The sequence below is a fragment of the Natronosalvus caseinilyticus genome (assembly GCF_017357105.1).
GTDB classification, from domain to species: Archaea; Halobacteriota; Halobacteria; order Halobacteriales; family Natrialbaceae; genus Natronosalvus; species Natronosalvus caseinilyticus.
Map to the genome: position 1 here is coordinate 3,707,476 of NZ_CP071596.1, position 16,770 is coordinate 3,724,245.

The following is a 16,770-nucleotide window of genomic DNA, read 5'->3' on the forward strand; positions in this document are numbered from 1 at the left end:
TCCAGCTCGAGTCGGTGCGGGCGCCGATCGATTCGCTCGCGTCGAACAGGCACGCGCTCGCTCACTCGGTTGGTTCGGCACGACCACCTCACTCGGTTGATTCGGCCTGCTCTCACTCGCTCGTTTCGGCGCGCACCGACGGCTCGAGATCGATCGGGTAGTCGGTCAGGTTCTCGTAGCCGTCCTCGGTGACGACGACGAGGTCCTCGATGCGGACGCCGCCGACCGCGGGATCGTAGATGCCGGGTTCGACCGTCACGACGTGGCCGACCTCGAGTTCCTCGCCCGACGGCGAGAGACTCGGCGACTCGTGGATGTCGAGGCCGACGCCGTGGCCGGTGCTGTGGATGAATCCCGTCTCGGTGCCGGGGTCGCTCCGGAAGGTTGCGTAGCCGGCGTCCTCGATGACGTCGCAGACGGCGTCGTGGACGGCCGCGCCAGTCGCGCCGGGTTCGATCGACTCGAGGGCGGCCTCGAAGGCCTCGTGGGTGACCTCGTAACGACGGCGCATCTCGTCGGTCGGGTCGCCCCGGCAGAACGTCCGGGTCATGTCGCCGAAGTACTTCGTCTCCTTGTCGCGCGGGAAGATGTCGATCACGATCAACTCGTTCGCCTCGAGCGGGCCGCTCCCGCGGTCGTGGGGGTCGGCGCCGTGTTCCCCGCAGGCGACGATCGTCTCGTCGAGCGAACAGCCGTTTCGCAGGAGCGCGACCTCGATCTCCTCGGTGACGCGCTCGCTCGTCAGCGGTTCGCCCTCGTGGTGGAGGACGCCGTCCTCGACGTCTGCCCCGGCGATCAGGCTCTCGGCGACGGCCATCGCCGCCTGGTTCGCCCGCTGCGTGCGGTGGACGTGCTCGATTTCCTCGTCGTGTTTGACCGAGCGAATCTCGCCGACGATGCCGTCGGCCTCGACGGTCACCTCGAGGCCGCGGTCGCGGAGGCCGTCGGCCGTCCCGGTCGGGAAGCTTCGCGGGACGGCGACCGAGGCGATCTCCCGGTCGTCGAGGAATCGTTCGAGGACGCGGAGGAACCCCTCGTAGCGGCCGTACTCGGCGATGAGTTCCTGGGAATCGTACGTCGCGTACCGGGTGACGGTGTCGGCTCCCGATTCCTTGACGGCCCGGCCGTACTCGAGACCCGAGACGAACAGGTGGATCTCGCCGTCGGGGGTGACGAGCGTCTGGTAGGCGTCGGGCGCGGAGAATCCGGAGACGTAACGCTGGTCGGAGTCGGTCGCGTCGTCGTCAATGAGGTAGGCGTCGAGTTCCTCGGCGGCGAGGAACTCCGTGAGCGGTGATAGATCGGTCTCCATGCCAGAGCGTGGGCGTGCCGCGCTAATAATTACCGGGAAAGCGGAACAGTGCGGCAACTCGAGTGCCGCTGACGATACCGCGGGATCGAATCGAAAGGCGCGTCGCGATTTTGGAAATACGCTCGAGGATTGGCGACAGCGACGAACGGCGAACAGCGACGAACGGCGAACAGCGACCGGAAAACAGCCCGGAATCGACTCAGTGTCCGAGCGACGGGTCGTCCGGAAGCTGTCGACGCTGGCGAGGGTAGCGCGGGTGCTCGCCCGCGTAGACGTGATCGAACATCGTCTCGGCGTCGGGGTCGGACTCGGATTCGGCCGTCTCGACTGCCGACTGGACGCGCTGCTCGGCCCGCTCGCGAACGGCCTGTTCGTCCTCGTCGGACCAGCCGACGGTCGACTCGAGGTACTCGCGGGTCCGCTCGAGGGGGTCGGTCCACTCCTCGGCCTCGTCCTCGTCGCGGTAGACGTCGGGGTCGTCGGTGGTCGTGTGGGGTCCGCGCCGGTAGGTCACGGCCTCGATGAGGGTCGCACCGCCGCCGTTTCGGGCGCGCTCGAGGGCCTCGTTCACGACGTCGTAGACGGCGAGGACGTCGTTGCCGTCGACGCGAACGCCCTCGATGCCGTAGGCGTCGGCCTTCTGGGCGATAGTGGCACTCGCCGTCTGGCGCTCCCTGGGCACCGAGATGGCGTAGCCGTTGTTCTGACAGAAGAAGACGGTGGGTGCCTCGAAGACGCCCGCGAAGTTGAGGGCCTCGTGGAAGTCGCCCTCGCTCGTGGCGCCGTCGCCCAGGCTGGCCATCGAGACGACGTCGTCGCCCTTGAGATTCGAGGCCATACCCATGCCGACGGCGTGGGGGAGCTGGGTCGCGATGGGGATGGTGATCGGGAACGTCCGGAGGTCCGCTTCGTCCTGGCGGTCGACGTAGCTTCCTCGCCCCATCAGGTGGCGGACAACCTCCGAGAGCGGGAGGCCACGCGAGAGGTACATCGCGTGATCGCGGTAGGTCGGAAAGAGGTAGTCCTCGTCGCGAAGCGCCATTGCGGCGCCGATCTGGGCGGCCTCCTGGCCCTGCATGGGGGCGTAGGTACCGATCCGCCCCTGGCGGTGGAGGCTGATCGCTTTGTCGTCGAACGTTCGGGCGAGTACCTGTGTCTCGTAGAGTTCGAGGAGCGTCTCCTCGGAGTGGGTGAGGGAGTACTGCGGGCCCTCGTCCTCGTCGGCTTCGGCTTCGAGTTCCGGCAACACACGAACGATTTCATCGACGTGACTGGCCATAGTAGATTCCAACGGTCTATCAGGGAAGATGCTGTACTAGCTAATAAATGATGGGCTTTACCCCGGTATGGTAAAGATAATTCACCACCTCTTAAAAGTCCACAACGATTCGTCGAGAATCGCCCGGAGATTCGGGCAATTATTGACGATCCGTCGACCCCGGCTCGTTCCGGACGGCCGGATTCCCAACAGTTAGGCTACCGGGCCGACCTACTCCGGCACATGTCCACGTGGATCGGCGACGTATTCACCAGTGATCGCGGCTGGAACCACCTCGAGGCCCTCGTCGACGTCGGCAACCGCATGGCCGGCTCGTCGGGCGAACGCGAGGCGGCGGAGCTGACGCGCGACGCGCTCGAGGTCGCCGGCGCTCGAAATGCGAGACTCGAGTCCTTCGCGATCCAGGGCTGGGAACGCGGCTCGAGTGCGGTTCGAGCGGGTGACCTGGAACTCGACCTCCAGTGCATCGCGCTTCCCCGAAGCCCCTCGGCGTCGGCGACGGCCCCGCTGGTCGACCTCGAGTACGGCCTGCCTGAGCAGTTCGGAGACGCCGATCTCGAGGGGGCGATCGTCATGGTTCGAAGCGACATTCCGGACTACTACGATCGGTACGTCCACCGCCGCGAGAAGTACTACCACGCGGTCGAAAACGGTGCCGCGGGCTTCGTCTACCGCAACCACGTCGAGGGGTGTCTCCCGCCCACGGGAAGCGTCGGCACGCCCGAACGTCCCGTCGGCGAGATTCCGGCCGTCGGCGTCTCGAGCGAGGTCGGTTCCAGACTGGCTCGGCGGTTCGACGGCGAGGAGATCGAGGTCGCGGTCGAAGCGACGATCGAGGACGCCGAGAGTCAGAATGTCCACGCCGAACTCGGCCCCGAGACCGACGAGCGCGTGCTGATCACGAGCCACGTCGACGCCCACGACATCGCGGAGGGTGCCCTCGACAACGGCGCCGGCACCGCGATGGTGGTCGAACTCGCGAACGCCCTCGCCGCCCGCGAGGACGACCTCGAGACGCGCGTCGAGTTCGTCGCCTACGGCGCCGAGGAAGTCGGCCTCGTCGGGTCGGGCTACCACGCCGACACCGCCGCCCACGACGAAATCAAGGCCGTCGTCAACAACGACGGCGTGGTGCGCGGGCGGACGCTCTCGCTGACGACCCACGGCTTCGACGCTCTCGACGACGTCGCCGACGAGGTGTCCGACCGCTTCGGCCACCCCATCGAGACGATTCCCAAACTCGGACCCCACAGCGACCACTGGCCGTTCGTCCGGTGGGGCGTCCCCGGCACCCACGTGATGAGCACGTCCGACGAGGTCGGTCGCGGCTGGGGCCACACCTTCGCCGACACGTTCGAGAAACTCGAGCAGCGCGACCTCCTCGAGCAGGCCATCCTCCTCACCGAGTACGTCGTCACGCTCGCAAGAGAGGACGTGACCACCGAACCGAAGTCGACCGACGAAATCGTCGAGCGACTCGAGGCCGAGGACCTCGCCGAGGGGATGCAGATCACCGGCGACTGGCCCTACGACGAGTGACGGCGAGGGTGGTGTGATCGGCGACGCGCTCAGCGACGAGGGCGAGGGCGAGGACGGCGAGAACGGCGACCGCGATGACGGGGGCGACTCACGGAACCGCACGTTTTTGGTCGATCCCCGGCAACAGAGTCGTATGGACGAGGACGGGTTGACGCTGGGCGACGCGCCCCGGATTGGGATCGTCGCGGACGACGTGACGGGTGATTCGACTCGAGCGGCCGGCTCCGGCACGCTCGCCGGCGAGGACGGAGTGACGGACGAGAGCGCAGGGGCAGGGGCTGGCGAACGCGAGGAGGCACTCGAAGACGCACGCAGCGCACTCGACGGCGCTTTCGAGGTCGTCACCGGAACGCCGAACGAGGTTCGCGACGCCGAACCGGACCTCGTCGTCGCGGTCGGCGATCACGCGCTCTCGTCGCTCGCCAGGCTCGAGACCGCCGTCGACGCGCCGATCCTCCCCGTGGCGACCAGCGCCGGGGTCGCTCCGGTCGCCCTGACCGACCTCCAGGAGGCCGTCGATGCTGTCGCTCGCGGCGATGCGACCATCACGCGCCATCCACTGGTCTCGGTCGTCGCCGACGATTCGGTCGTCTCGAGGGCCGTCTTCGACGTCTCGCTCGTCACCGACGAACCGGCCCAGATCTCGGAGTACAGCGTCCGCAGTCGCGGGAACACGCTCGCGGCGTTCCGTGCGGACGGCGTGGTCGCGGCGACGCCGGCCGGAAGCCACGCCTACGCGGCCGCCGCCTCCGGCCCCTCGCTGTCGGCGGCCGTGGACGCGCTCTCGGTGGTCCCGATCGCTCCGTTCACGACTCGGACGCGCCACTGGGTGGTGCCCGACGACGACCTCACGCTCACCGTCGAGCGCGACGAGGTCGCCGTCTCGCTCTGTGTCGACGATCGCTGTCTCGGGACGATCGGTGTCGGCGCGGCCGTCTCGATCTGGGTCGATCCCGAACGGAGCTTCGCCTGTCTCGAGACGCCGGTGAGTCGTGGGCCGTTCGCTGGTCCGCAGCCCTAGTCGGCATCGGCCAATCGTGCCATACCGTCCGTAGAAACCTCGTGAATGCTGTTTTCGCCACTCGAGCGCTCTCGGGAAGTCGCGCGCGACATTGGAAAAATTCTAATGCACGAACCACCGTGTTTCGAGTATGTTATCACCAGCGCTGCTCGGCCCGATCGACGTCCTCGCCGAGGAGGTCGTCGGCGGCGTCATGCTCATCGAGTTCGTTCTGCTCGGGCTCGTCGTCGCGAACCTGTTCGTTCGCGTGCTCGCCCACCATCGAACCGTCTCCGCAGCCCAGGACGATGGTCCCGAAGCCGTCTCGAGGCCGGTCATCCTCGACGTGTCGTCGTTCCTGATCGTCCTCGGTGGGTTCTACTACCTGACGGTCGACCTCCACCCCGGGGTCATCTTCACCTCACTCGCCATCACCCTGCTCATCGCGGACTTCTTCGAGTTCGAGGCGCGCCTGGTCGAAGCCCGCCAGGAACTGCCCCTCGAGCGGCCCAAGGCCGCGATGACCGCTTCGGCGGTCGCCCTCGCGTATATCGCCTACCAGTCGCTGTTCTTCCTGCTCGACCCGTTCTGGGACTCGGTCGCCTGGTAAGCCGTAAGCCCGTCCCGGAATCGGCGTCTACGTGTCGATTCCGCCCTCGATTCGCCATCGACGAGCGCCTGGTTTTGCGGCTCCCCGTTCTCGGTAGGTCCACCTCGAGTAGCCGCGGAAGTACTCGAGTGCCGCACGGCCCCCGAAGATCGCTCAGAGATCGTTTCAGCTAGCTCGCTCAGAGCCCGTCCCCTGTCTCTCCTCAGAAACCGTTCCGGATCCGCGCTTCGGCAGCCTCGAGCGCCGCGTCCGCGTCGAAGTCGGCGACGATGGCCTCGAGCGTCGCCTCGTCGGCGTCGGCCAACTCCCTCGCGTGGGCGGTGATATTCGGCACCGCCCGGACGATGTTGTCGACGATCGGGACGTCAGCCACACGCGGCGACCGCGAGAGCGGGTTCAGGTCGATGACGATCTCCGTCTTCCCCATCGCGTCGAGGGCTTCCGCCCGGTCCCCGTCCTCGAGCGGGACGAGGACCACGTCGGCCGCGTAGATCCCGTCGGCGTCGACCTTCGCCCGTTCGTGCTCGAGGCCCGGGATGTGGGCGTCCGCCTCGATCCCCTTGACGTCCTCGGCACCGTGCTCACGGAGGTGGCCCGCGATGGCGTCGATGCGCTCGGGCGTCCGGTTGAAGAGGTTGACCTCGAGGTCTGCATCGACGGCGTCGGCGAGGGCGATCATCTCGGCGGGGACGAGCGCCGCGACGTTGCCGTTGATCGAGAGCACCGGACGGTCGGCCAGCAGGAGGTGGGCCGCGGCCACTCGTTCGGCGTCGTCGGCACTCGGGATGGTCTCCTCGCCCAGGAGGTAGTCGAACGCGCTTCCGCGCCCCTCGGCGTGCATGCCCTGGAGGTGGGTGATTCCCTTCTCGACGCCGCGTTCGATTCGGTGCCGGGTCACCAGGTCGGTGTACCGGGGGTGGTCCGCGGGGATCTCCGACTCGTCTTCGACCTCCGCCGGGACGGTCTCGTGGTCGCTCACACCGGTCACCTCGAGTGGGTCGGACAAAAACGACGCGATTGCGGGCTTCGAGTGGGGTCGATACCGCCACGAACGCCGGCCCGGATCGGGTGAACGGTGAACGGAGGCCACCATTTATGCCGCCCTGCGCCGTCTCGAGGCACATGCGTGCCGTACGACTCGACACCCACGGTGGACCGGACGTCCTCGAAGTAGTCGACGCCGATCGTCCCGACCCGGAGAGCGACGAACTCCTCCTCGAGGTCGCCGCGGCGGGCGTCAACCCCGTCGACACCTACTTCCGGGACGGTTCCTACGAACCCGTCTCCCTGCCGTTTACGCCCGGCGTGGACGTCTCGGGAACCGTCGTCGAGACCGGCGACGGCGTCGAGGGCTTCGAACCCGGCGACCGGGTCTTCGGGACCGGGATCGGCAACGCGACGGCCCAGGGGAGCTACGCCGAGTACGCCACGATTCCGACCGATCGCGTCGTCCACCTGCCCGACGGTGTCGACGCCATCCAGGCGGGCGCGGCCGGCGTCGTCGCCGTCACCGCCTGGCGAGCTCTGATCGATCACGCCGCCCTCGATCCCGCCGAGTACTGCCTCGTCCACGGCGGCTCTGGCGGCGTCGGGCACGCCGCCGTCCAGATCGCCGCCGCGGTGAGCGCCCGCGTCCTCACGACCGCGAGCCCCGACTACCACAGCGCCCTGGCCGACCTCGGTGCCGAGACGGTTTTCGATTACGGCCGGGATAACCTCGCCGACGCCGTCCTCGAGGCCAGCGACGGCGGCGTCGACGCGATTCTCGACCACCGCCTCGACGAGTATCTCCAGTTCGACGCCGACGTGGCAGCGACCGGGGCACGGGTGGTCGGCATCGGGGAGAACAGCCCCGACCCCGGCTTCACGAACGATGGCGCCGCCCGCTCGAAGGACGTCAACTACCAGTTCATGAGTATGTTCAACACGCCCGACCTCCGCGTGCCGCTTCGCGGGGTCGCCCACCTCCTCGAGTCGGACAATCTGTCGATCGAGATCGCCGAGACGTACGGGCTCGAGGCGGCCGGCGAGGCCCAGCGGGCCGTGATGGAAGACAGCGTGTTCGGGAAACTCGTGATCGTGCCGTAAGCCGTCGCTCGTTTTCGTTCTTCATCTCGACCGGCGACCGTATCCCCCTCGAGCGAACCGAACGCTCCGAACGGAGAATTCCCAGTAAAACGAAATCTGACTCAGCGACCGGCGATCACTCGGTGAACGTGATCCAGCCCTCGGGTGCGTGCGATTTCACCGCCATCATCGCCTCCCGAGCGTCGGTGCGGTGCTCGTAGCTCTGGGTGCTCTCGGCCAATACGTCGCCGTAGGTGTCGATCAGCCGCCAGACCCAGCCGTCCTCCGCGCGGTGGAGTTCGAACGAAACGCTGTCGATCTCGAGGATGCTCGCGTTCGCGATCAGCCCGCGAACGTCCTCGAGTGCCGCCTGGGCGGTCTCGCTCGAGGCGTGGCCTTCCGACCCGACCGCGACGGTCCGTCCGTTCTCGTCGATCAGCCGCCAGCGCCACCGTCCGTCCTCGTCGGCGAACAGTTCGAAGGAAGCGACGTCGAAGTCGACGCGACCGGCGATGGGTGCCCGTCGCCTGACCTCGTCGACGACGGCCATCGCGTCCGCTTTGGTGCGCTCGGTCTCGACGGCGCTCGCGAGTACCTCCCGATCGGCATCGATGAGTTCCCAGGCCCAGCCGTCGTCGTCGGTCAATCGGATGGCCGCCGTGTCGATGGTAAAGATCGGCGCGTCGTCCGCACGCGCTTTCAGGCCCTTGACGGCGGACATCACGCGACCGCGCGAGTCGTACGTTCGAGTGGCGTCGGTGACGACCGTTCGCTCGCGGTCGAGGAGCCGCCAGCGCCACTCGCCGCTCCCGCTGCCGTACAACTGGACGGAGACGTCGCCGACCGTCGTGGATTGTCCGTTCGCCGCCGTCTCGCGGACGTCGTCGATCGCCCGCTCGAGTTCGTCGCGAGTCGAGGTCTCTTCGGCGGACACGGCAACGGTTTCGCCCGAGGGAAGCACGAATCGCCACTGCCAGTCCTGGTCGGCGTAGGTCTGGAAGATAGCGTCGTCCATAGTCCGGACGCTCGAGTCGAGGTGGGCGAGCAGGCGCTCCATGGCCTCTTTGGCCGCCGCCCGCGTCGGGTGGCTGGCCGGGTCTTCTGCGACCATTTTGCCGGCCTCGTCGATCAGCCGCCAGCCCCACTCGCCGTCTTCAGTGAAGATTTCGAACGCGGCCGTGTCGATCTCGAGGAGTTCGGCCTCGGGCGCCTGCTCTTTGAGCGTCATCATGGCCTCGGCAGCGTCCCCGCGGGAGGTGTGTTCCTCCCCGGAGTCGGCGAGCACGTTGCCGTCCTCGTCGATCAGTCGCCAGCGCCATTCGCCGAAGTCGGCCTCGTAGACCTGGAACGCCGCGTTCTCGAACTCGATGAGGTCGGCCTCGCTGGCCTGCTGGCGGACGCGCTCGATGGCGTCCTCGGCGGCGTCCTCACCGACGTGGGTCTCGGTGCTGGCTGCGATGACCTCCCGGCCCTCCGTGACGAGGCGCCAGTGCCAGTCCTGGGTCACCGACGGTTCGTCGGTGCCGGTCGATTCGTCGTCGGCTCCGGTGTCGTCCGCCCCGGTGTCGGCGGTGTCCACGGGTTGCAGTTCGCCACCGTCCGCGGCGGCCATTCGCTGGGTCGGATAGATCTCGTACTCGGCGTCGTCGATCTCCACGACGGACGCGGCCGTCGCGTGGTCGGCGAACGCGGTGGTCTCCTCGGTGGTCGCCGCTTCGCTCCCGTGGGCCGATGGGCTGTGTGCGACGACGTGTTCGTTCTCGTCGACCAGCCGCCAGTTCCAGCCGTCTTCGGCCTCAGATTCGTAGCACTCGTAGGTCGGCTCGCTCGCGACAGTCACCGACGCCGACTCGAGTACCGAGAGGAGCGCCTCGACGGCGTCCTCCGCGGCGCGCCTGGTCTCGAAGTCGGTCGTCGACCGGGCCAGTTCCTCGTCGGCCTCGTCGACGAACCGCCAGGTCCAGCCGTCGACTTCCTCGAGGAGTTCGACGCCGACGTGGTCGACGTCGAGCAGTCGTGCCCGGTCGAACCGCTCGGCGAACGTCTGGGCTGCCGCTTCGGCCCGGTCCATCGACGCGTGGCCCTCCTCGCTCTCGGCCAGGGGACGCCGGTCGTCGTCGAGCAGCTGCCAGTACCACTGGTCGCGCCGTTCGGTGTAGGTGAAGGCTGCCCCCTCGATTTCGATTACGTCCGCGCCCGGGCCGCGATCCTTGAGGAAGCTCACCGACTGTTCGGCGTCGTCGCGTCGGTCGAACTCGCTCGCGCAGCTCCCCACGACGCTCCCGTCGTCTCGAGCCAGCGTCCACTGCCAAGTTCCCTCGCGGTCCTCGTGGAGGCGAAACGCCGAGGTCGTCAGCTCCATCAGGCCGGCCGAGCCGATCTGGGACTTGACGTTCTCGATGCCCGACTCCGTCTCCGGGCGGGTGACCGCGCTGGATACGCTCTCGGCGAGCGCCTCGAGGTGGAGCACGTGCCACTTCCAGTCGCCCTCCTCGTCGCGGAAGACGGCGAACTGGGCGCCCTCGAGGGAGTCGCCGGTCATGATTGGGGGCTCTTCCGTCGCACCCTCTTCCGCGACGAACATCCCCTTGCGCCCGGTGACGATGGGGACGAGTGCGGTTACGCCGGCGATGATCGCGATGCCGGTCGCGTAGAGACCGACGACTTCGACGGTCAGTTCGCGGCCATGTGAGTACCAGTGGTCGGGATAGACGGCACCGAAGGATGCGGCGCCCGCCAGTGCGATGAAGAGGCCGACGACGCTCGCCTGAATCCCCCGTCTCCGGACGGGTAACAGGAGCACGATGCCGAAGAGACAGAGCGCGAGGCCGATGGCGGCCAGGACGCCCGAGACGCGGAACTCGAACTGGGCGACCTGTCCCGTGTAGCCGACCACGAAGACGATGACGCCGACTGCGCCGAGGAGATAGCCGGCGATAAACACCCAGAATCCATACACGTCCTTCGGTGAATCGGGCTCGCCGACGTAGTGTTCGTACAGTCGAAACAAATTTTGGTGAAAGTCACTGAAAGACGACATTCTGAAACTCGAGTGCATCACCACACTCAACCATAATAAACTTCTGGCTACCAATAACTGGGATTACATATTCGGAAACCGACGGACGGCGCGACCCTGGACGGTTCGGAATTGGTCTCCCACCGATTCGGTCGGAGCCGTCACGGCGACCGGAGACGCCATAGACGACATAGACGACGCGGCCGGAACCGCACCGTCGAGCGACGCGGCCACACGGACGACACAGCTCGACCGGGCGAGCCCGTCGATTGCGGCCTCGAGTATCGGAGAAAATACTGGGAACTGATAGCTTCAGCCGTTACTTAAGCAGTCGCCGTTTCTCTATGCCGTTCCTGAGTCGGGTGGTCTCGCATCGGTGGGCGACGTGCCCGAGGGTCAAGATGGTATCGGTGAACGGAATCCATCTCGAGATGAAATCAAAGAACGAACCACTCTCGAGACGCCTTCAATGACCGCAATCCGTCACTTCAGTACGGCACCGGCCGAGTGGGTCCCACACACCGACGGCTCGTACCCCGCGTCGGAGAGGCCGGTCCCCAGCGCAAACACCGTGTTGCCGAGCATCGCCATCGACGCCTGACCCTCGACGGCCGCGACGTCCTCGAGGACCTCGCGCACCTCGTCGGTGAGCAGTCCCGCCTCGCGGGCGAATCGACGGGACGCGTAGATGAACGACGTGAGCGTCGGTTCGTCGACGACCAGCGAAAGCGCCTCCTGCCCGGCCGCCGACAGCACGTCCGTGTCACCCGTGATGACGTCCGCCGTCGACAGTCCACCGAACGAGAGGTATTCTACGCGTGCCCGTGCGGGAATCGCGTCCAGGACGTTGTGGGCTGGCGCGCCAGGCTCGAGCCGAATCGGAATCCCTCCGTGGGCCTGGGCGACGACGTCACCGAGTCCGGTCCCGGCCTGGACCTCCGCGCCGTGGGCGATCGTCACCAGTTCGTTGTACGAGAGGCGTCGATCGAAGACGTAATTGGCGGCCAGCGCCGCACCCAGCGCCGTCGCCCCGGAGATACCGAACCCGGATCCGAGCGGGAGCGAGGACTCGACGTCGACTCGCGCTGGCGCCTCGAGCGTTTCGAGCACCGTGTAGACGGGTTCGATGTCGACGCGCTCGCCCTCGAGGGAAATGGCCGGGTCGTCGGCCCGTGTCACCGTCACGTCGACCCCGTCGGTCAACGTCAGCCCCGCGCCTCGAGAGCCGGCTTTCGTCGGGTCGTCGTCCGGGTGGGCACTGAAAAAGCCGGTGATGTGGCCGGGAACGAACGCCGTCGCCTCCTCGCGCATACGGTCGTCGTTTCGGCCCGGCGGATATAACGTTGAAGATTCTGCCCAACGGGAGCCGTTCCGGCAAACACATGGGCGTGGCTTTTCCGTCCCGAGCACCCAGTACCGGTAGACGACTGGGCGAGTTGCCTCGCTTCCGGGAGAGGGGAAACGTCGCCGCGACCGGGCCGACATTCGAACCCCCAACCTCGAGCCCCGAGCCCCGAACCTTGAACCGGGCAATATGTCCAGCCGCCCCTCACGATGGCCACGAACACGAAGACCGACAATTTCGGCGCGTTTTTCAGGCGGTACACGAAGACCTGGGTCCACGCCGTCGCGACGGCCGGATTGACCGCGTTCGGTACGCTGACGATTTTCTACCGCGGGTTCGCCGTCCTGGCGCTCGCCAGTTACGTCGTTCCGCCGGTCGCCCTCTACGTCGCTCGACGACGCCGGTCCGAGGCCGTAATCGCGGCGGACGACGAGGTGTCTCAATCCGGGTCGAAAACCGACCCGCGTGCCGACCGGCCCGAATCGGTCTCGAGCGGCGAGCGAACGCGGTCCACACGGTCGGTTGAACCGAACGCGGCGACGAGCACGTCTACCGGCGCCGAACCGACGCCATCGACGCGAGGCAAGACGCTCGACCCCGGGCGGGGCACCGATGCCGCCGGCGGGTCAGACGTGGCCTCCACTGACGGCAATGGTACGGACGCCGATTCCGACGCCGGTTCGGACACAGACGCCGATTCAGACACCGATACTGGCAATAACACCGATACGGACACAGACACCGGTACAGACACCGATACGGACACAGACACCGGTACAGACACCGATACGGACAGCGACGAGGATACGGGCAGCGATGGTACCTCGAGCCGTCCTGGAGAACCACACTGGACCGCCGTCGACAGCCCGACTGACTCCACCCTTCACGACGTCGCCGTCGGCACGGGCGCCATCGCCGTCGGAACCGGCGGAACGGTCCTCGTAGCCACCGACGACGAGTGGGAAGCAGTCCTCGAGCACGGGCCCGCCGGCCAGGACCAGGACCTCCACGGCGTCGACGTGACGGACGACGGCGGCGTGGCCTGGATTGCCGGCGACGGCGGCGCAGTCGCCCGCCTCGAGATCGCGACCGGGCGCCACACGGACTTCTCCGCCCCGGACGACCGAACCGACAACCTGAGCGGTCTGGCCGCCGCGGGCGCGACCGGCGACGCGACCGTCCTCCTGATTACCGGGTCAGGAGCGGTCGTCAGGGGTCGATACCGGGACGGCGATCTCGCGTGGGCCGAACCCGTCGCGCCCGGCAGCGGCTCGAGCCTCTCCGGCGTGACCCTGCTCGACGCCGAGACCGGGTATTGCTGTGACACCAACGACGGCGTGTTCCGGACCGACGACGGCGGCCAGACGTTCGACGCGATCGGCATCGACGGGGCGGAAGGGACGCTGACCGACGTCGTGGCGGACGAGGGCGACGGTGGGGGAGAGGGAGGGGAAACGGCGTGTCACGCGAGCACCGACGCCGGCTTCGTCTACCGATACGAGTCGCCCCCGTCCACGTGGACGCCCGACCGCGTCGGCGAGGACGCGATCACGGCCATCGCTCGAGCGGGGAACCACCTCGTGGCGATCGACGACCAGGGCGGCGTCTACGATCGTCCCGACCGCACGGCCGACTGGGAACACGCCGTGACCGGCGCGAGCGGCCCCCTCTACGGTGTCGCGACCGGCCCCGGTCGAGCAGTCGCCGTCGGAGAGGGTGGGACTGTGCTCGAGCGGCGGTGACCGTTTTCGGTTCTGGTTCCCACTCGAAACGCCAGAGACGAAGCCTCGAGGACCGAATCCTGAGAGGATGGGCCAATTTCTGAGAGGAGAAGTCACGGTCTCGCGCGCATCGAGACACTCTCGCTCGTGGCGATGGACGGTGACAATCTCGATATGTGAACTGTCGCTCGACTGACTTCGGTGAGCCCGTACGGGCTCAGCCGCTGTCGGTCCGGCGAGACGTCGCTTCGCTTGTCTCGCTGTTCACAGGTCTTCGTCCTACGGACTCAGACGCTGGCGATCTCGCGGGAAGAGCACAGCCTCCCGAATGTTCTCGAGCCCCAGCATCGTCATCACGACGCGCTCGACGCCGTAGGCCCACCCGGCGTGGGGCGGCATCCCGTAGCGGAACATCTTCGTGTAGTAGTCGAACTGCTCGGGGTCGAGGCCCTGCTGTTCGAAGCCGGCGACGAGGTTCTCGTAGCGGTGCTCGCGCTGGCCGCCCGAGACCAGTTCCATCCGGGGGTGCATCAGGTCGAACCCCTTCGAGAGGTCGGGGTCGTCGTCGTGGTCCTGGATGTAGAACGGCTTGATCTCGCTGGGCCAGTCGGTGACGAAGTAGTGGCCGCCGACGTCCTCGCCGAGTGCCTTCTCGGCCTCCGTCGAGAGGTCGTCGCCCCAGACCAGCTGCTCGTCGACCTTGCCGGTCGCGTTGACGCGCTCGATGGCCTCCTCGTAGGTGAGGCGGGGGAACGCCTCGTCGAGTGGCTCGAAGTCGTCGTAGCCGAGCAAGGAGAGTTGCGCTTCGCAGTTCTCGGCGACCGCCTGGTAGGCGGCCTTGAGCGTACCCTCGCAAACGTCCATCGCCTCGTGGTGGTCGATGAACGCCGACTCGAAGTCGATCATCGTCGCCTCGTTGAGGTGACGGGGCGTGTTGTGCTCCTCGGCCCGGAAGATCGGCCCGATCTCGAAGACGCGTTCGAGGCCGGAGCCGACCATCAACTGCTTGAACAGCTGCGGGCTCTGGTTCATGAACGCCTCCTCGCCGAAGTACGTGATGGGGAAGAGTTCGGTGCCGCCCTCGGTCCCGGTGGCGACGATCTTCGGCGTCGTGATCTCGGTACAGCCGACCTCGCGGAAGTGCTCGCGGACGGCCCGCAGAATTTCGGCGCGGATCTCGAAGATCGCCTGCACGTCGTCCTTGCGGAGGTCGAGCGTCCGGTTGTCGAGTCGCGTCGAGAGCTCCGCGTCGACCTTCTCGGAGGGATCGAGCGGGAGCTGTGGGTCGGCGGGAGCGACGATCTCGAGGTCCTCGGGCGTAATCTCGACGCCCGTGGGCGCGCGGGGTTCCTCGGCGACCTCGCCGGTGACGCTAATGACGCTCTCACGGGCGACGTCGAGGCCCGTCTCGACGAGGTCCTCGTCCATCTCGTCCTTCTCGAACTTGACCTGGATCTTGCCCGAGGTGTCCCGGAGGATCAGGAAAGCGATTCCGCCGAGGTCGCGTACCTCGTGGACCCAGCCGGCGACCGTCACGTGGTCGCCTGGCTCGGCGTCTGCCGTGTAGGTTCGGTCCTGCATACCCACCGATTCTCGTAGGCGGGACTTAAGCGCAATCTTTCGCGCTCGCTGGAGTGCGTTCAGTACGGCGTGACCTCGGCATTCGTACGCTGGAACTCCGCGACGTTCCGCGTGACGACAGGCTTGTTCGCTTCGATCGCTGTCGCTGCGATCATCGTATCGACCGCACCGATCGGTTGGCCCTCCCGAAGGAGTCGACGATGCTCGGTCGTCGCTCGAGTCGCCTCCTCGAGTCCGTACGGGAGAACGTCGACGCGTTCGACGACCGATTGAAAGCGGTCGCGTTTCGAGTTATGGAGGCCACGCCCGACTTCAGTGACCGTCAGAGTCGACATCGAGGCATCTCGCCAATCGAGTTCGTCGAGTTTGGCGATGGCTCCAGCGTCATCGGCGAAGAGGTCGATGACGAAACAGCTGTCAAGCAGAACCATCTACGAGTCCTCATCCGCGTCCGATTCGAGGGCCTCGTCACCGTCGAATCGCCGTTCTACACTCGAGCGGAACGTCTTCGACTGACGACGAACGCGCTCGAGTTCATCGTCATCGACGAGTCCGATCAGTTCACGAAGCGGGTTCCCGTCTTCCTCGAGCAGCAGTCGGTCGACGACGTCGCTAAAGCTCTCTCCCTCGCGTTTCTCCCGATGTAGCCGACGGTACGTCTCGTCGCGGAGACTGATCGTCTTGCTACTCATCTGTATATCTGTGTTTTTATTTCTGTGTATATGTGTCTTACTGGACCCGTCATACGAGACGTCGAAAGCTCAGGAAGCGCCCCTTCCTACTTTGCTCTCCCAGGCGTGTCGAAGCGTATGCAACCGATCAACGTGACTGAGCTCGAGTGGACCGAGTACGACCGCGGCGACGCGCGATTCCGGCGGAAACAGCTCTCAGAAGCCGCCGACGCCACCGACCTCGGCTGTAGTCTCTACGAACTCCCGGCGAGTGAGCGCTCGTGGCCGTACCACTACCACACCGGCAACGAGGAGGCACTGTTCGTCCTGGGCGGCGAGGGGACACTTCGGTGTGAAGACGGACCCGTTCCGCTCGAGCCCGGTGACTTCGCGGCGTTTCCGGCGAGCGAGGCGGGCGGCCATCGAATCGTCAATGACGGCGACGAACCGCTCCGATACCTGCTCCTCTCGACGATGAACGAGCCGGACGTGACGGTCTACCCCGAGATGGGAAAGATCGGCGTCTACGCCGGTTCGCCGCCCGGCGGGCGCGACGAACGGTCGGTGCACGGCTACTACCGGCTCGAGGACGAAGTCGAGTACTGGGACGAGGACGCCTAACGCGC

Annotated in this window: 14 protein-coding genes; 6 read left to right on the plus strand and 8 right to left on the minus strand. The window is 66.7% G+C overall.

Features of this window, described 5'->3' with window-relative positions:
* Nucleotides 1-112: 112 nt before the first annotated feature.
* The gene (locus tag J1N60_RS18000) at nucleotides 113-1,312 is read right to left on the minus strand and encodes a M24 family metallopeptidase (protein WP_312909328.1); all 1,200 of its coding nucleotides are present in this window, start codon (nucleotides 1,310-1,312) and stop codon (nucleotides 113-115) included.
* Between the two features lie 199 nt (nucleotides 1,313-1,511).
* Nucleotides 1,512-2,591, minus strand: a complete 1,080-nt coding sequence (pdhA, locus tag J1N60_RS18005) for a pyruvate dehydrogenase (acetyl-transferring) E1 component subunit alpha (RefSeq protein WP_312909329.1) — start codon at nucleotides 2,589-2,591, stop codon at nucleotides 1,512-1,514.
* A 222-nt stretch (nucleotides 2,592-2,813) separates the two neighbouring features.
* Between pdhA and J1N60_RS18010 the strand changes: the two genes are divergently transcribed.
* The 3 genes from J1N60_RS18010 (at nucleotide 2,814) to J1N60_RS18020 (ending at nucleotide 5,740) form a co-directional block, all read left to right on the plus strand.
* Nucleotides 2,814-4,130 (plus strand): M28 family peptidase, encoded by a 1,317-nt coding sequence (locus J1N60_RS18010; RefSeq protein WP_312909330.1) that lies wholly within the window; start codon nucleotides 2,814-2,816, stop codon nucleotides 4,128-4,130.
* 13 nt (nucleotides 4,131-4,143) lie between these two features.
* Nucleotides 4,144-5,151, plus strand: coding sequence for an NAD(+)/NADH kinase (locus J1N60_RS18015; RefSeq protein WP_312909331.1), 1,008 nt, complete (start codon nucleotides 4,144-4,146; stop codon nucleotides 5,149-5,151).
* Between the two features lie 130 nt (nucleotides 5,152-5,281).
* A complete protein-coding gene (locus tag J1N60_RS18020) occupies nucleotides 5,282-5,740 on the plus strand; it encodes a DUF7313 family protein (protein WP_312909332.1) in 459 nt (152 codons plus the stop codon).
* Between the two features lie 202 nt (nucleotides 5,741-5,942).
* Here the strand turns inward: J1N60_RS18020 and J1N60_RS18025 are convergent, their stop codons facing one another.
* Nucleotides 5,943-6,719: a 4-phosphopantoate--beta-alanine ligase gene (locus J1N60_RS18025; RefSeq protein WP_312909333.1), complete on the minus strand. Its 777-nt coding sequence runs from the start codon at nucleotides 6,717-6,719 to the stop codon at nucleotides 5,943-5,945.
* 143 nt (nucleotides 6,720-6,862) lie between these two features.
* Between J1N60_RS18025 and J1N60_RS18030 the strand changes: the two genes are divergently transcribed.
* Complete coding sequence (locus J1N60_RS18030; protein WP_312909334.1) at nucleotides 6,863-7,828, plus strand: NADPH:quinone reductase; 966 nt, start codon at nucleotides 6,863-6,865, stop codon at nucleotides 7,826-7,828.
* 115 nt (nucleotides 7,829-7,943) lie between these two features.
* Here J1N60_RS18030 and J1N60_RS18035 read toward each other — a convergent pair whose 3' ends face one another.
* Together J1N60_RS18035 and J1N60_RS18040 are read right to left on the minus strand one after the other, a co-directional pair.
* Nucleotides 7,944-10,847, minus strand: coding sequence for a DUF1508 domain-containing protein (locus J1N60_RS18035; RefSeq protein WP_312909335.1), 2,904 nt, complete (start codon nucleotides 10,845-10,847; stop codon nucleotides 7,944-7,946).
* A 462-nt stretch (nucleotides 10,848-11,309) separates the two neighbouring features.
* The gene (locus J1N60_RS18040; protein ID WP_312909336.1) at nucleotides 11,310-12,137 is read right to left on the minus strand and encodes a pantoate kinase; all 828 of its coding nucleotides are present in this window, start codon (nucleotides 12,135-12,137) and stop codon (nucleotides 11,310-11,312) included.
* Between the two features lie 243 nt (nucleotides 12,138-12,380).
* Between J1N60_RS18040 and J1N60_RS18045 the strand changes: the two genes are divergently transcribed.
* Nucleotides 12,381-13,913: a WD40/YVTN/BNR-like repeat-containing protein gene (locus J1N60_RS18045; RefSeq protein ID WP_312909337.1), complete on the plus strand. Its 1,533-nt coding sequence runs from the start codon at nucleotides 12,381-12,383 to the stop codon at nucleotides 13,911-13,913.
* Between the two features lie 258 nt (nucleotides 13,914-14,171).
* Here J1N60_RS18045 and aspS read toward each other — a convergent pair whose 3' ends face one another.
* Genes aspS through J1N60_RS18060 form a run of 3 tightly spaced genes read right to left on the minus strand, consistent with a single transcriptional unit; the run spans nucleotide 14,172 to nucleotide 16,165 of the window.
* The gene (aspS, locus tag J1N60_RS18050; protein ID WP_312909338.1) at nucleotides 14,172-15,473 is read right to left on the minus strand and encodes an aspartate--tRNA(Asn) ligase; all 1,302 of its coding nucleotides are present in this window, start codon (nucleotides 15,471-15,473) and stop codon (nucleotides 14,172-14,174) included.
* A gap of 59 nt (nucleotides 15,474-15,532) precedes the next feature.
* Nucleotides 15,533-15,904: a type II toxin-antitoxin system VapC family toxin gene (locus tag J1N60_RS18055; protein ID WP_312909339.1), complete on the minus strand. Its 372-nt coding sequence runs from the start codon at nucleotides 15,902-15,904 to the stop codon at nucleotides 15,533-15,535.
* Nucleotides 15,905-16,165: an antitoxin VapB family protein gene (locus J1N60_RS18060; protein WP_312909340.1), complete on the minus strand. Its 261-nt coding sequence runs from the start codon at nucleotides 16,163-16,165 to the stop codon at nucleotides 15,905-15,907.
* A gap of 117 nt (nucleotides 16,166-16,282) precedes the next feature.
* Between J1N60_RS18060 and J1N60_RS18065 the strand changes: the two genes are divergently transcribed.
* Nucleotides 16,283-16,765, plus strand: coding sequence for a cupin domain-containing protein (locus J1N60_RS18065; RefSeq protein WP_312909341.1), 483 nt, complete (start codon nucleotides 16,283-16,285; stop codon nucleotides 16,763-16,765).
* Nucleotides 16,766-16,770: the final 5 nt, after the last annotated feature.

Excerpts from the sequence above, each read along its gene's own strand:
- J1N60_RS18000 (WP_312909328.1), bottom strand. The coding sequence starts at position 1,312 with ATGGAGACCGATCTATCACCGCTCACGGAGTTCCTCGCCGCCGAGGAA.
- J1N60_RS18055 (WP_312909339.1), bottom strand. The coding sequence starts at position 15,904 with ATGGTTCTGCTTGACAGCTGTTTCGTCATCGACCTCTTCGCCGATGAC.
- J1N60_RS18060 (WP_312909340.1), bottom strand. The coding sequence starts at position 16,165 with ATGAGTAGCAAGACGATCAGTCTCCGCGACGAGACGTACCGTCGGCTA.
- pdhA (WP_312909329.1), bottom strand. The coding sequence starts at position 2,591 with ATGGCCAGTCACGTCGATGAAATCGTTCGTGTGTTGCCGGAACTCGAA.
- aspS (WP_312909338.1), bottom strand. The coding sequence starts at position 15,473 with ATGCAGGACCGAACCTACACGGCAGACGCCGAGCCAGGCGACCACGTG.
- J1N60_RS18020 (WP_312909332.1), top strand. The coding sequence starts at position 5,282 with ATGTTATCACCAGCGCTGCTCGGCCCGATCGACGTCCTCGCCGAGGAG.
- J1N60_RS18010 (WP_312909330.1), top strand. The coding sequence starts at position 2,814 with ATGTCCACGTGGATCGGCGACGTATTCACCAGTGATCGCGGCTGGAAC.
- J1N60_RS18065 (WP_312909341.1), top strand. The coding sequence starts at position 16,283 with ATGCAACCGATCAACGTGACTGAGCTCGAGTGGACCGAGTACGACCGC.
- J1N60_RS18045 (WP_312909337.1), top strand. The coding sequence starts at position 12,381 with ATGGCCACGAACACGAAGACCGACAATTTCGGCGCGTTTTTCAGGCGG.
- J1N60_RS18040 (WP_312909336.1), bottom strand. The coding sequence starts at position 12,137 with ATGCGCGAGGAGGCGACGGCGTTCGTTCCCGGCCACATCACCGGCTTT.
- J1N60_RS18035 (WP_312909335.1), bottom strand. The coding sequence starts at position 10,847 with ATGTCGTCTTTCAGTGACTTTCACCAAAATTTGTTTCGACTGTACGAA.
- J1N60_RS18030 (WP_312909334.1), top strand. The coding sequence starts at position 6,863 with ATGCGTGCCGTACGACTCGACACCCACGGTGGACCGGACGTCCTCGAA.